At 64.7% G+C, this 12,391-nt stretch carries 12 protein-coding genes; 5 read left to right on the top strand and 7 right to left on the bottom strand.

Features of this window, described 5'->3' with window-relative positions; translation table 11 throughout:
• Positions 1 to 298 precede the first annotated feature (298 nt).
• Positions 299 to 937: an HD domain-containing protein gene (locus BLU85_RS20740; protein WP_092203141.1), complete on the bottom strand. Its 639-nt coding sequence runs from the start codon at positions 935 to 937 to the stop codon at positions 299 to 301.
• A 188-nt stretch (positions 938 to 1,125) separates the two neighbouring features.
• On the opposite strand from BLU85_RS20740, the gene BLU85_RS20735 reads away from it, so the two are divergent.
• Entirely contained in the window at positions 1,126 to 2,091 is a 966-nt protein-coding gene (locus BLU85_RS20735) for a GlxA family transcriptional regulator (protein ID WP_092203139.1), read from the top strand.
• A gap of 11 nt (positions 2,092 to 2,102) precedes the next feature.
• Here the strand turns inward: BLU85_RS20735 and BLU85_RS20730 are convergent, their stop codons facing one another.
• From BLU85_RS20730 to BLU85_RS20720, 3 genes are all read right to left on the bottom strand, one after another.
• Positions 2,103 to 2,444: a carboxymuconolactone decarboxylase family protein gene (locus BLU85_RS20730; protein ID WP_014340738.1), complete on the bottom strand. Its 342-nt coding sequence runs from the start codon at positions 2,442 to 2,444 to the stop codon at positions 2,103 to 2,105.
• Positions 2,445 to 2,547: 103 nt separating this feature from the next.
• Entirely contained in the window at positions 2,548 to 4,953 is a 2,406-nt protein-coding gene (locus BLU85_RS20725) for a penicillin acylase family protein (protein WP_092203137.1), read from the bottom strand.
• Between the two features lie 101 nt (positions 4,954 to 5,054).
• The gene (locus BLU85_RS20720; protein ID WP_092203135.1) at positions 5,055 to 5,642 is read right to left on the bottom strand and encodes a DUF6436 domain-containing protein; all 588 of its coding nucleotides are present in this window, start codon (positions 5,640 to 5,642) and stop codon (positions 5,055 to 5,057) included.
• A gap of 108 nt (positions 5,643 to 5,750) precedes the next feature.
• Here BLU85_RS20720 and BLU85_RS20715 point away from each other — a divergent pair, with 108 nt between their 5' ends.
• Entirely contained in the window at positions 5,751 to 6,698 is a 948-nt protein-coding gene (locus BLU85_RS20715) for a phospholipase BipL (protein ID WP_092203133.1), read from the top strand.
• Between the two features lie 133 nt (positions 6,699 to 6,831).
• Here the strand turns inward: BLU85_RS20715 and BLU85_RS20710 are convergent, their stop codons facing one another.
• Positions 6,832 to 7,575: a DUF2059 domain-containing protein gene (locus BLU85_RS20710; protein ID WP_092203131.1), complete on the bottom strand. Its 744-nt coding sequence runs from the start codon at positions 7,573 to 7,575 to the stop codon at positions 6,832 to 6,834.
• Between the two features lie 140 nt (positions 7,576 to 7,715).
• Between BLU85_RS20710 and BLU85_RS20705 the strand changes: the two genes are divergently transcribed.
• Both BLU85_RS20705 and BLU85_RS20700 read left to right on the top strand, forming a co-directional pair.
• Positions 7,716 to 8,348, top strand: coding sequence for a 2OG-Fe(II) oxygenase (locus BLU85_RS20705; RefSeq protein WP_092203128.1), 633 nt, complete (start codon positions 7,716 to 7,718; stop codon positions 8,346 to 8,348).
• A 2-nt stretch (positions 8,349 to 8,350) separates the two neighbouring features.
• Positions 8,351 to 8,842: a 2-thiouracil desulfurase family protein gene (locus BLU85_RS20700; RefSeq protein WP_092203126.1), complete on the top strand. Its 492-nt coding sequence runs from the start codon at positions 8,351 to 8,353 to the stop codon at positions 8,840 to 8,842.
• A 194-nt stretch (positions 8,843 to 9,036) separates the two neighbouring features.
• Here BLU85_RS20700 and BLU85_RS20695 read toward each other — a convergent pair whose 3' ends face one another.
• The gene (locus BLU85_RS20695) at positions 9,037 to 10,410 is read right to left on the bottom strand and encodes a GTPase/DUF3482 domain-containing protein (RefSeq protein WP_092203124.1); all 1,374 of its coding nucleotides are present in this window, start codon (positions 10,408 to 10,410) and stop codon (positions 9,037 to 9,039) included.
• The gene (locus BLU85_RS20690; RefSeq protein WP_092203122.1) at positions 10,403 to 11,770 is read right to left on the bottom strand and encodes a DUF2868 domain-containing protein; all 1,368 of its coding nucleotides are present in this window, start codon (positions 11,768 to 11,770) and stop codon (positions 10,403 to 10,405) included. Before BLU85_RS20690 ends, BLU85_RS20695 begins: the two co-directional genes overlap by 8 nt.
• 86 nt (positions 11,771 to 11,856) lie before the next feature.
• On the opposite strand from BLU85_RS20690, the gene BLU85_RS20685 reads away from it, so the two are divergent.
• Complete coding sequence (locus BLU85_RS20685) at positions 11,857 to 12,369, top strand: dihydrofolate reductase (protein WP_092203287.1); 513 nt, start codon at positions 11,857 to 11,859, stop codon at positions 12,367 to 12,369.
• Positions 12,370 to 12,391 lie beyond the last annotated feature (22 nt).

Genomic DNA, 12,391 nt, shown 5'->3' with positions numbered 1-12,391 from the left:
TACAGTCGACGAAAAGGTTGAATGCCAGTCCGCCTTCGCGAGCAGGCTCGCTCCCACAGTTTTTTTGTGTCGCCTACAAATCCGCAGCCGAACGCAGACCCCCATTGTGGGAGCGAGCTTGCTCGCGATAGCGGCGTGACAGTCGACGAAAAGGTTGAATGTCAGTCCGCCTTCGCGAGCAGGCTCGCTCCCACAAGTTTTTTGGGTTGCCTGTAAGTCTGCGAACCGCCGTCATTCCGATGTGGGAGCGAGCCTGCTCGCGATGGCGGTGGTACGGCCAAAGAACAGGCGAGGCAGGTTATGAGCTCCAAGGCGATGTACGGATGATTTCGACAAAGTTCATTGGCTTGAACCCAGGTTCCTGATCCACCAGCACGTCGGTCTTCACGTTGCCAAAGGTGGTCTGCGGACGATGCCGCAAACCGTCGGCGAAGGCGCAGATGATGCATTCCTTGAACCCTTCCCCGCGCGGATGAGCATGCACCACGGCGTCTCGCTGCGCTGCCGGGAACGCGGCGTAGTCCATGCCCAGCACGTCCATCTCCACTCCGGCGGTCACCAGGGCGACGGTGGGGCGCAGGTGTTTGGGCACGCCTGGCGTGGTGTGCAGGGCGATGGAGAGCCATACCTGTTCGATATCGTCATCACTCAACCCGTAGGGCTTGAGAAACGCTGCGGCCGCGTTCGCACCGTCCACTTCGAAACGCTCATCGTCGCTGCGATGGCCTGCCACCAGGCCCAGGTCGTGGAACATCGCCCCGACATATAGCAACTCCGGGTTGTAGGCCAATTGCCGACGCTGGCCACTCAAGGCGCCGAACAGAAATACCCGGCGAGAGTGGTGGTACAGCAAGTCGGACTCGATATCGCGGATGTATTCGGTGGTGGCCCGGGCAAGGGTACTGTCGGGGATCTTGATGCCGGCGATGCTGTTCATGCTGTTCTCCTCTTGACGATGGGCCAGTGCGGCGCCGAGGGTTTCAGTCTGTTCGCCGGGAGGTAGTCGAACAATGTTCCCATGGCTGCGATCCTTGCCAATAAGCCTGGGTTTCGTGCCAGGGTGGCTTGCGAGACGCGAATTGGCTAGGGTGCTGGAGTCGTTCCACTCGAAGGCAAGCGAGCACCATGCAGAAAGTCGTCGCCGTCGTGGTATTCCCAGGCGTCCAGGCGCTGGACGTTACCGGGCCCATGGACGTGTTCAGCGAAGCCAATCGGTTCCTGGTCGCCGAGGATCACTATCGGCTTGAAGTGATCGGCGTCGAACAGGGCGCGATGTCTTGTTCCAATGGCTTGTCCCTCAATCCGCATCGACACTTCAGCGCCGCTTCGCAGGCGTACGACCTGCTATTGGTGGCGGGCGGACCGCAGTTGCCGTTGATGCACTTTGGCGCGGTATTCGATGCCTGGCTGCGGGAAGCCTGCGGGCGGGCGCGGCGCTTTGGTTCGATCTGCAACGGCGCTTTCATGCTGGCCCGGGCCGGATTGCTGGAGGGGCGGACCGCCACCACCCATTGGGGTGACGCCGCGGCGCTGGCGCAGCTGTGTCCCTCGACCCGGGTCGAAGCGGATCGTTTGTACGTGCAGGATTGCCAGCTCTACACCTCGGCCGGGGTGAGCGCGGGGATCGACCTTTCCCTGTTCCTGCTGGCCCAGGACCATGGCCCGGACGTTGCCCTGAGTGTTGCCAAGCGGCTGGTGGTGTTTACCCAGCGCTCGGGCGGGCAGTCGCAATTCAGCCCTTTTCTCGCACCCCACGCTGAGCCGACGTCCACCGTGGCCCAGGTCCAGGCGTATGTCCTGGCGCACCTGAACGGTGACCTGACCATCGCCGACCTGGCCAATGCCGCGAACATGAGCCCGCGTAACTTCTCTCGGGTGTTCACCCGGGAAGCGAAGATCACGCCGGCGGAGTTCGTCGAGCAGGCCCGGGTGGACGCGGCGCGGGTGATGCTGGAAAGCACCCGCGCCCCGCTCAAGACCGTGGCTTGGCAATGTGGCTTTCGCGATGCCCAGCACATGCGCGGCGTATTCAATCGCAGGCTGGGTGTGACGCCGCAGCAATTCAGGCTGAATTTCGCTGCGCTGGCGTAGGTGTCAGCCGCTCACTTCTTCAACGCGTCATGGGCCTCCAGGGCTCGCAGGGAATAGATGTACGCCGCGCCGGCATTCAATGACACGGCAGTGGCTAGGGTGGCGGCGATTTCTTCGCGGGTGGCGCCGGCCTTGATGGCGGCGTCGGTGTGTACGCCAATGCAGCCGTCGCAGCGTGTGGTGATGGCCACGGCGATGGAGATCAGCTCGCGGGTCTTGGCATCGAGCACGTTGTTTTCAGCCGCGGCTTCGTCCAAGGCCATGTAGGCCTTGACCATCTTCGGATTGCTCTTGCCCAGGGCGCCAAAGGCGCTCTTGATGGTGGGCAGCAGTTCGGACCAGTTATTGAACATAGCGTTGACTCCTGTGAAAGAGGCGGGAGGTGAGCCCCTGTAGTCTTGACCATCCGTGACGATCAAGCCCGGTTCAGCGATGAAAAAGATCGGCACGCCCGGTTCAGGGCGCCCGGGCCGGCAGTAGCTTGAGGGTGGCGCGAGTATTGGCGACCACTTCTTCCTCGGCCAGGTGCGCCTGGTAATAGACCCCTTCGATGTACGCCTCGGCCTGATCCTCGTAATGCTTGTCGAACGGCACGCCGCTCTGGCCGACGGGGTTGATGGTGACGCTATGGCTTGGGTCGGCGAAGTCGATGATGCGCCGGGTCGAAGGCCCGTAGGTTACCGGCCACGGCGCCGGGCCGATCCTGGCGGAGAGGTTGTTGGGCACTTCATGGGTACCAGGGGCGGCAAACGGCCCCACGTTGAAGACACGGTCCAGCGGCTTTTGCTGGCCCAGCGGATGACCATGGGTCAGGGTGTGAGCCTTGCCCCATTGCCATTGCGTGGCATCGTCGCCCAGGGTGGCCCGCAGGTGCGCCAGGCTTTTCTTCCAGGCGACACTCACCGTGTCGGCACGGGTTTCGGTGCCCAGGGTCGTGCGGTCATCCCACCAGGGTGAATCCTTCGAGGCCGCCAGGCGTGGCAGGGCCGCGTCGATCACCCGGGTCGACAGCGCGGTGTCGAAGAACCCATCGCCCAGTTCATCGTGCAGGGCGGCGTCGGCCAGGTTGAACAGGAACTGGTTGAACAGCGTGGCGCTGATGGAGTCCAGCGGGTAATCGCCCGGCCATTGGGCCAGTTGTTCCACCCATTTGCGTTCCTGCGGGTCGCTGACCACTTCACGCAGCACCGGCAACAACGGCGCGAGCACGCGAGGGCCGTAGGCGGTGGTGGTGCCCAGTTGCAGCTTCTGGGTGCTTTGGATGTCCCATTTCGCCTGCTTGTCGCTGAGCTGCTGGTTGAGTTGCTGGCCGCGGTCGGCGAGGTTGTAGTAACCGGGGATCTCGATGCCGCTGGCCGGCACGGGCTGGAAGTTGGCCGAGACGATGTAGCCCCGCGCCGGGTTCTCTTCCTGGGGGTTGCTGCTGAACGGGTAGAAGCCTTCCTTTTCCGATTCCGCGCTGCTGCCATCGAGGATGAACCCGGACTTCACGCCGGCGGGGCGCTTGGGCAGTTGCGCGGCGGCCCACCAGCCGATATCGCCCTTGGCATTGGCCCACACCACGTTCAGCCCAGGGGCATGGATCTGGGCCGAGGCGCCACGGGCCTTGGCCAGGGTATCGGCGCGGTTGAGCTGGTAAAAGGCGTCGAGGATCGGATTGCGACTTTCCAGGAACCCCCACCACATGGCGACCGGGGTCTTGCCGGCGTTCGCACCGAGGGCATCGTTGACGATCGGACCGTGGGGCGACTGGCGCAGCACCAGCGTCACCGGCGCCTGGCCCTTGACCGCGATCTGCTGTTCGCTGCGGGTCATGTCCACCCATTGGTCGCGGTACCAGACCTGCTCGGGGTTGTCCGGATTGACCTTCTCGGCGATCAGGTCCAGGTCGTCGTTCTGGAACATGGTGATGCTCCAGCCGAAATCCTTGTTCATGCCCAGCGTCGCAAAGGGCATCAAGGCTTGATAGTGCCCGTAGAGTTCGAAGCCCGGCGCGGACAGGTGCGCCTCGTACCACACCGACGGCGTGGAAAAACGGATATGCGGGTCGCCCGCCAGCAACGGCTTGCCGCTGTGGGTACGGCTGCCGGCGACCGCCCAGGCGTTACTGCCCTCGAACTGCGGCAGGCCGTTTTCCGCCAGGGCCTGTTCGCTCAGGCGGGCCAGGGCATTGAGGTCTTTCCAGTCGGCGGCGGCCAGGGGCAGGCCGCGCTTGGGACCGTCGGCCAGCACGCCCTGGGGCTGCCAGTCGAGGTCGAAGATGTTCAGGTACTCGGCGCCCAGTTGATCGCGCACGTAGGTCAGCAGCGGTTCGGTACGGAACGCCGCCGCGAAGCTGTAGGCCATGTAGCCGGTAATGCTCACGGTGTCTTCGGCCGTAAAGGGGCGCTTGGGAATGCCCAGCACATCGAACTCCACGGGCCGGGTGTGGCTGTCCTGGTAGGCGTTGATCCCGTCCAGGTAGGCCTGCATGGCGACCCAGGCCGGAGATTGCGGGTCTTGTTCGGTCACATAGGCCGCGGCGCGCTCGCGAATGCGCAGGCTGCGCATCAGTTTGTCGGTGTCGAGCAGCTTCGGCCCCAGCACCTCCGCCAGTTCGCCCCGGGCGAGACGACGCATGATCTCCATCTGGAACAGCCGGTCCTGGGCATGGACATAGCCGAGGGCGCGGTACAGGTCGGTTTCGTTCTCGGCGCGGATATGCGGCACCCCACGCTCGTCGTAGCGCACCGTCACCGAGCCCTGGAGCCCTTGCACCTGCATCGTGCCCTGGCGGGTGGGCTGCTTGCTGTAGAGGTAGCCGCCCGCGACGATGATGGCGGTGACGACCAGTGACAGGAAGGCGATGAGGGTGCGTTTCATGGTGATTCCTTATTCTGATGACAGCGGTTCCATGGTCTCGCTGTTGATTCCCTGTTTAGCATGCCACTGTTTTCCTGCGCATCGCCCCTCGGAGGGATTTCTTATTCTTTGGCGGATGTGTCCTCGCCCCACGGACAATAACAACCCACCGCCATCGTATGGGTCGCATTGACTGCCCGGCCAGCGCTCAACGCTTCGAGAATCGGCTCGATGAAGCTGTTGCTCGAATTGCAGGTCAGACCTTCACTGTAAGGGCCGAAATACGCCAGCTGGCCGCTGTGATCCCAGATCGCCACCGCTGGGCTGGCAGGAATCTGGCTTGAACCCGGAAGCGTCGGGAGGGTTTTCAGGCTGTTCAATGTGGCCGGCAGTTGACCTTGGCTGCCCGCTTTTTGCACGGCATAAAACTCAACGCCTTGCGGTACATACTTATCGACCAGTTCGGCCAGGTGCTGTTGGTTGCCAACGTTGCACGGGCAAGCCGGGTCCCAGAAATGCACCAGGCGGATCGCGCCAGGGCCGGCCAGCTCGGTGGGCAGGCGCAGAGGGTCGCCGGAAAACACCGCAGTGTGTTGACTGAAGGCCCGCAGGAAACGGCCCTGGAACCAGTCGTAGGCCACCCACAAGACGACGGCGCATCCGAGGGCAAGCAGGCTGGCAAGCAAGGTCGTGCGGTGGGACGGGCGCATGGAGTCGATCCTCTGAAGCCGCGTAGCTTGCCATGCTTGCCGCGACAGATGAATATCGCAGGCCTGTAAAGTCTGTTTCGCGCGATGCGCCCATGCCTGGAAACCTTGATGCCTGCCACTTTCGACCCCGATCTCCTGCGTGCCAGCCTGCAACCGCTGGCCCGGTGGCAAGCCCTGTCCGAGCAAGCCCAGGCTTACCAGCGGTTCTATGGGCTGGATTTTCCCCTGCGCAGTGTGCGCAAAGGGTTGGGGCGTTTCGAGGTGGGCGGGTATGAGCTGGTCAGCCAGGTCTGGTGGCCGGAGAAAGCCGTGGCGACATTGTTTGTGTTCCACGGTTACTACGATCACATGGGGTTGTACCGGCACTTGATCGAGTGGGCCTTGGAGCAGAAGTTCGCGGTGATCGCCTGCGACCTGCCGGGCCATGGCCTGTCCAGCGGCGAACGCGCCAGCATCGAGGATTTCGCCGAGTACCAGGCCACCTTGCAGGGGCTGTTGGCCGAGGCCGCGACGCTGGACCTGCCGCACCCCTGGCACCTGTGCGGGCAAAGCACCGGCGGGGCGATCGTGGTCGATCACGTGCTCAACCAGGGGGCGCAGAGTCCGGCCCAGGGCCAGGTCATCCTGCTGTCACCCCTGGTGCGGCCACGGGCCTGGGGCTGGTCGCGCCTGAGTTATTACTTGCTCAAGCCGTTCGTGACCGGTATCGCCCGGCGTTTCAGCGAGAACTCCAGCGACCCGCAGTTCCTGCCATTCCTGCAAGCCGACCCGCTGCAACCGCTGCGCCTGCCTACTGCCTGGGTGGGGGCATTGGCGCGATGGATCAAGCGTATCGAAGCGGCCCCGAGCAGCCCGCGCCAGCCATTGATCGTGCAGGGGCAAGCGGACATGACGGTGGATTGGGCGCATAACCTGCAAGTGCTGCGCGCAAAGTTCGACCGGCCGCAGGTGTTGATGTTGCCTGAAGGGCGGCATCATCTGGCCAATGAGGCTTTGGCGTTGCGGCAGGAGATGTTCGGGTTCTTGAGTAAGCGGATGAGTCGGTTCCGGGGGTGACCTGGATATAGCTATCGCGAGCAGGCTCGCTCCCACAGGGGGATTGGGTGAAATCGAATATTGCGACCGGCCACGATCCAATGTGGGAGCGAGCCTGCTCGCGATGGCGTAATCCCAGGCACTGGAGTTCTATCTACTGCCCCAGATTCTGCCCCACCGCCAACCCCGCCCGAATCGCCGCCAGGGCGGCCTGATAGTAAGCCTGGCCCTCGGCCGATTCGGCGAAGGTGGCGAACTCTTCCAGCTCGGTATCCGACAAGTCACGGTAGACGTACAACAACGTGTTGTTGAGGTCCGCGCCGATCTGCTCCATCAGTCGCTGGCGCTGGCCGTTGAGCATGCCTTGGGCCTGGCCGGCCCCCAGCAGGCCGGGGATCATCGAACTCAGGCTGTCGGCCGCCACGCCGGCGATCGCCAGGCTGACTTCGGCGCCGGCTTCGCGGGCGGGCAGAGCCTGGGCCAGGTGGCCGATGATCAACAGGCGGTTGTCGCTGGCTTGCATCTTCGGCAGGCCCTTGGCGTTTTTCGCCAATTGATCGCGCCGGGTCGCCAGCAACTCGGCCGCCACGACCTTGCGGCCCAAGGGCGACTGGAAAAAGGCCAGGGCCGGGTTCGGGTCTCGAAGCTTGCTGCGTAATTGCGCCTCGGCCCGCTGGTCCATGGCCTGGGGGGCGAAACGTTGATTGCTGTTGTTGACCAGCGCCTGGAACACCGCCGGCGGCAGGCTGCTCTGATAGCGCTGCTGGGCGGCGCTCAAGGCATCATTGAAATGCGCCCGCTGTTCCGGCCAGCCGGCGACCTTGTACAACTGGTCGTAGCTGTCTGCCCAGGCGGGCAAAACGCAGAACATCAACAGTGAGAAAAGCAAACGGCGCATAGGGACTCCTGTCAGCAGCCGACTATTCTCCGTGGGGTGTGGGGTCTTGTCGAGAATTCGTATCAAGTTCCTACGGTGGTGCTATCCGACGCAGCGAAGCCGCTGCGTGGCGCTGTCGGTTTTGCAGGCACAGGCATACTATGCGCGCCATGCGAATACCTTCTGATCACCCGCTGCTGTTACGTATCGTCGACGACCTGGCCGAGCGCGGCTGGTCGCAGCAGAACCTCTTCCTGCCGGACGCGCTGACCCGTGCCCTGGCGGCCGAATGCCGCCAGCGTGCCGCCGAGGGTGAGCTGGCTCCGGCAGCGGTCGGACGCGGGCCGTTCTCGGAGATTCGCGAAGGCATTCGCGGTGATCGCATCCAGTGGATCGAACCCGGCCAGGCGCAAGCCTGCGACCGTTACCTGGGGCTGATGGACAGCCTGCGCGAGGCGATGAATCGCGGGTTGTTCCTGGGGTTGGAGGATTTCGAAAGTCATTTCGCCCTGTACCCGCCCGGTGCGTTCTACCTCAAGCACGTCGACCGCTTCCGCGATGACGACCGACGCGCGGTGTCTGCGGTGCTCTACCTCAATGACGATTGGCTGCCGGAGCATGGCGGCCAGTTGCGCATGTATCTGGAGGATGGCGTGGAGCGTGACGTGGTGCCCACCGGCGGTTGCCTGGTGGTGTTCCTGTCGGGCGACATCCCCCATGAAGTACTGCCGGCCACCCGGGATCGCCTGTCCTTGACGGGGTGGTTCCGACGCCGCGGCAACGAGTTGTTCTGACGATGGAAAAGATCCTGGTCAGTCGCTGCCTGCTCGGCCATCGCGTGCGCTACGACGGCGGTGCCAGCGGGCCGTACGATCAACTCCGGCACTGGCTCGACGAAGGCCGGATCGTGGCGCTGTGCCCGGAAGTCGCCGGCGGCCTGCCCACGCCCCGGGCGGCGGCGGAGATTCCCGGCGGGCAGGGCGGGCAAGTGCTCGACGGCCACGCAGCCGTGATCACTACCGACGGTGAAGATGTCAGTGCGCAGTTTTTGTCGGGCGCGTATCAAGCGCTGGAACAGGTGCGTGAACACGGCATCCGTATCGCCGTGCTCAAGGCCAACAGCCCGTCGTGCGGCAATCTGCTGACCTATGACGGGACGTTCAGCGGTGTGAAGGTCAGTGGCGAAGGCGTGACGGCGGCGTTGCTCAAGCGCCATGGGGTGCAAGTGTTCAGTGAGCTGGAGTTGGCTGAAGCGGCGGCGGCCCTCAAGGCCTTGAACAACGACTGACTACGGGGCAGCGCTGCTTTTTTGTGGTGAGGGGATTTATCCCCGTTGGGGTGCGAAGCGCCCCCAAAATGGTTGAACGCTATTGACCTGACAAACCGAGGTGCCAGGTTTTGGGGCTGCTGCGCAGCCCAGCGGGGATAAATCCCCTCGCCACAAACTGTGTCCACCTTATCTCCGGTTCAGGCAGGGGATGTCTAGAGCTGCTCAGCCAACTGCTCGATCAGCTCCTGGCGTTCTGCCTGGCTCAACCGCGCCTGGGGATTGAGGGATGACCATTGTGGGTGCGCCCGGGCCTTGTTCAGGGCGTCGGGCAGCTTGCCTTCGCGCCAGGTCTTGTCTTGGGGCGTGGCGATGCGGATGCTGTCCATCGCCGCGTGGCCGCGCAGGTTGAGGGCTTGCAGCAATTGTCGTTGGCGCAAGGCCAGCAGGCGCAGCACGCCATCGTCCACCGTCAGTTCCCGTTGCCCCTTGAGCTTGCCCATCAGCCGGTTGCCGTAGCTGCGGGCGGTTTGCAGGGTGCCGCCGACAATGGCCCCGGCCAGGGCGGCGGCACCGAGGGTCAGGCCGCCCACCAGCAAGTCCACGCCGGCACCGGCCGCCGCCCCTGCCGCGATTCCGCCGCCGACGCGTACGCCCAGTTGCTTGAGGGTTTCAGGGTTGAACAAATCATCGCCCCAGCGTCCGTCGAGCAGCGGCAGGTCGCTGGCGGCAGCGTCCTGGGAGCGAAACGCGTAGAGCTTGAGCAGGGCTTCGACGCAGCGCTGTTCGCGCTGACGCACCGCGTTGCGCAGCTCACTGATGGCCTCGCGTTCCAGCTCGGCATCATTGGCCACGCTGCGTCGGCAGGCAGCGCAGTCGATCAGCAATTCGGCGATCAAGCGCGCCGCGCTCTGCTGGCGGGCCAGGCGTTGGGCCTGTTGGTCGGCGACCAGTCGCTCCAGTTGCCCACGGGCGCTTTCCAGCAACAACGCGAGGCTTTCATAGAGGCGCCGCTCGCCGTCCTCGGGCGGGGCGACGCTGTCAAAGCGCACCAGGGCGTGCAGCCCCAATCGCGCCAGGGCTTCACGCCAGTCGGGCTCGCGATGGTGGGCGCTGCTGACGAAATTCAACACCGGCAGCAGCGGTTTGCCACAACTGGCGAGGACTTCCAATTCATCGCGGTACTTGGCCAGCACCGGCTCACGGGCGTCGATCACATACAGCCCGGCGTCGCTGGCGAGCAGTTGCCGCAGCACCTTGGCTTCCTGTTCGAAGCGTTGCCGCGCCTCGCTGCCCTCGAGGAAGCGAGCCAGGCGCGCCGGGCCGTCCAGGCGTTCGCCAGGGCGCTCCAGGCGCTCGAGGTAATCGAGCAGGGCGATGGCGTCTTCCAGGCCCGGCGTGTCGTACAGTTCCAGCAGCGCTTCGCCGTCCACCGACAAACGTGCGCCCTCGACGTGCCGGGTGGTGCTCGGACGGTGGGACACCTCACCGAAGCCGACGTCGCGGGTCAAGGTACGCAGCAGCGAAGTCTTGCCCACGTTGGTGTGGCCGACCACGGCCAGCTTCAGCGGCTTCATGGGGTCAGTCATGGCCGGTCTCCAGCCAGTTCAAGGGCATGCAGTCGGCGAAGGGCAGTTGCAACTGTTGCAGTGCGTTGTGCCAGTCGCCCAGGCGTTCGGCGTCCAGGGCTTCGCCGAGCGGGGCCTGCAACAGCCAGACGCGGGTGGCGCTGGCACTGCGGGCCAGCTCGGCGATCAACGCCAGGCTGCCGCGGTCCGGTGAACGGCGGGGGTCACAGGCAATGGCCAGGCGTGCGGGTGGAAAGCGCGACAGTTGCTCCAGGAGTTTGTGGCGCGACTCGCGGCTGTCGAGGATGCCGGCGCTTTTCACGGTGTCGGGCAGTTTCGGTGGCCAGGGCCGATCGTCCAGTTCGATCGCCACCAGCAGCGCGCCGTCGCTGTCCATCGCACCGACGGCACTTTCGATGGGGTGCAACTGCGCGGGCGCGGCGTCGTTGACGCCCAGGCGTTCGCTGCTGGGCATCAGCCGTTCACGCAATTGGGCGTAGCCCGGCAGGTTCAAATCCAGGTGCAATGTGGCGCGACCGCGTCGCCAGCGCCACAGGCACAGCAACGCCAGGCCCAGGCGCGGCAGCACGCCATAGACCAGCAGCACGCCGACCAGCCAGGCGGCCCAGGCCTGGCGGGCGCTCTCGATGTCCAGGGCGCCGTCGCCGCTGGCGCGGATCATCTCCACGGACGGCACACTGAAGCCCAACAGGGCTGGCAGCGCGCCGAGGCCTCGGGTCATGGCGACGAAGGTCTCGCTGCCGAGGAGGGTGGTTTCCCAGACAAAGCCATAGCGCCGGGTCGCCATCAGCATCAGCAGGATGACCAGCGCGCTGAGCATCGCCAGCAGCCACACGCCATTGACCAGCGCACCGAGGGCCCAGCGATTGAGTTTGTGCCGTTGCAGCAACAGCAGCAGGGCCGGTGCCAGTTGGGCGGCCTTGGCATCGCGGGCGAGTTTTTCGCTGAGCCACAGCCACAGGCGCCCCAGCGCTGCACCTTGCTCGCCCGCGAAGATCAGGCCCAGGACCCAACCGACGAGCAGGATCAGGTTCAGTCCCAGAAGACTGCCCAGTGCCCAGAACACATTGACCGGTGTTTGCCCATCGCCGAGGGCGGCGAACCCGAGGCCGGCGCCGCTGACGATGGCGAGCACCGCCAGCACGATCAGCGCCAGGCGCGCCCCTTGCAGCCAATGGCGCAGGGCTTGGGTGAGGCCATCGCGCTCGGCCAGCCAGCGGGCGCGGTGGCGGATGCGGGTGGAGAGATCGCCGCCCGCCGCGCGGGCCAGGCGATTGGCTTCCTGGTCCTCGAGGGGGCCGGCGTGTTCTTCACGCAGGCGGATCGTCTCGGTCAACCAGAGGTTCTGCAGTGCTGTCACGGGGGCTTCCGTTGCTCGAATGAGGGTTGAGCATAACCGCTGTGATGCCTGTCGGGGTACGCCGGGCCTCTGGTATCCTCGCGGCCATGAAAAAAACTCTCCCCTTAAGCCTGATCGCAGCCCTCGGTGAAAACCGCGTGATCGGCGTCGACAACAGCATGCCCTGGCACCTGCCGGGGGATTTCAAATACTTCAAGGCCACCACCTTGGGCAAGCCGATCATCATGGGGCGCAAGACTTGGGATTCCCTTGGCCGACCGCTGCCCGGGCGCCTGAACATCGTGGTCAGTCGCCAGCCGGACCTGGTGCTGGAGGGCGCGGAAGTGTTTTCCACCCTGGAGGCCGCGGTGGCGCGAGCCGAGGCGTGGGCCCTGGAGCAGGGCGTCGATGAACTGATGTTGATCGGCGGCGCCCAGCTGTACGCCCAAGCCCTGGCGCAGGCGGATCGACTGTACCTGACCCGCGTGGCGCTGAGTCCGGAGGGGGATGCCTGGTTTCCGGAATTTGATTCGACCCAGTGGGAGCTGGTCTCGAACCAGCCGAACCCGGCGGAAGGGGACAAGCCGGCCTACAGCTTCGAAGTGTGGGAAAAGCTTTAAAAGCATCGCGAGCAAGCTCGCT

The organism is Pseudomonas sp. NFACC14 (assembly GCF_900106885.1).
Taxonomy (GTDB): domain Bacteria; phylum Pseudomonadota; class Gammaproteobacteria; order Pseudomonadales; family Pseudomonadaceae; genus Aquipseudomonas; species Aquipseudomonas fluorescens_AA.
Note: the sequence above shows the minus strand (reverse complement) of the source record. Positions and strands in the feature narration are given on the sequence as shown.

Bases quoted from the DNA above. Each gene is read 5' to 3' on its own strand.
- BLU85_RS20740 (WP_092203141.1), bottom strand. From the start codon at position 937: ATGAACAGCATCGCCGGCATCAAGATCCCCGACAGTACCCTTGCCCGG.
- BLU85_RS20735 (WP_092203139.1), top strand. From the start codon at position 1,126: ATGCAGAAAGTCGTCGCCGTCGTGGTATTCCCAGGCGTCCAGGCGCTG.
- BLU85_RS20730 (WP_014340738.1), bottom strand. From the start codon at position 2,444: ATGTTCAATAACTGGTCCGAACTGCTGCCCACCATCAAGAGCGCCTTT.
- BLU85_RS20725 (WP_092203137.1), bottom strand. From the start codon at position 4,953: ATGAAACGCACCCTCATCGCCTTCCTGTCACTGGTCGTCACCGCCATC.
- BLU85_RS20720 (WP_092203135.1), bottom strand. From the start codon at position 5,642: ATGCGCCCGTCCCACCGCACGACCTTGCTTGCCAGCCTGCTTGCCCTC.
- BLU85_RS20715 (WP_092203133.1), top strand. From the start codon at position 5,751: ATGCCTGCCACTTTCGACCCCGATCTCCTGCGTGCCAGCCTGCAACCG.
- BLU85_RS20710 (WP_092203131.1), bottom strand. From the start codon at position 7,575: ATGCGCCGTTTGCTTTTCTCACTGTTGATGTTCTGCGTTTTGCCCGCC.
- BLU85_RS20705 (WP_092203128.1), top strand. From the start codon at position 7,716: ATGCGCGCCATGCGAATACCTTCTGATCACCCGCTGCTGTTACGTATC.
- BLU85_RS20700 (WP_092203126.1), top strand. From the start codon at position 8,351: ATGGAAAAGATCCTGGTCAGTCGCTGCCTGCTCGGCCATCGCGTGCGC.
- BLU85_RS20695 (WP_092203124.1), bottom strand. From the start codon at position 10,410: ATGACTGACCCCATGAAGCCGCTGAAGCTGGCCGTGGTCGGCCACACC.
- BLU85_RS20685 (WP_092203287.1), top strand. From the start codon at position 11,857: ATGAAAAAAACTCTCCCCTTAAGCCTGATCGCAGCCCTCGGTGAAAAC.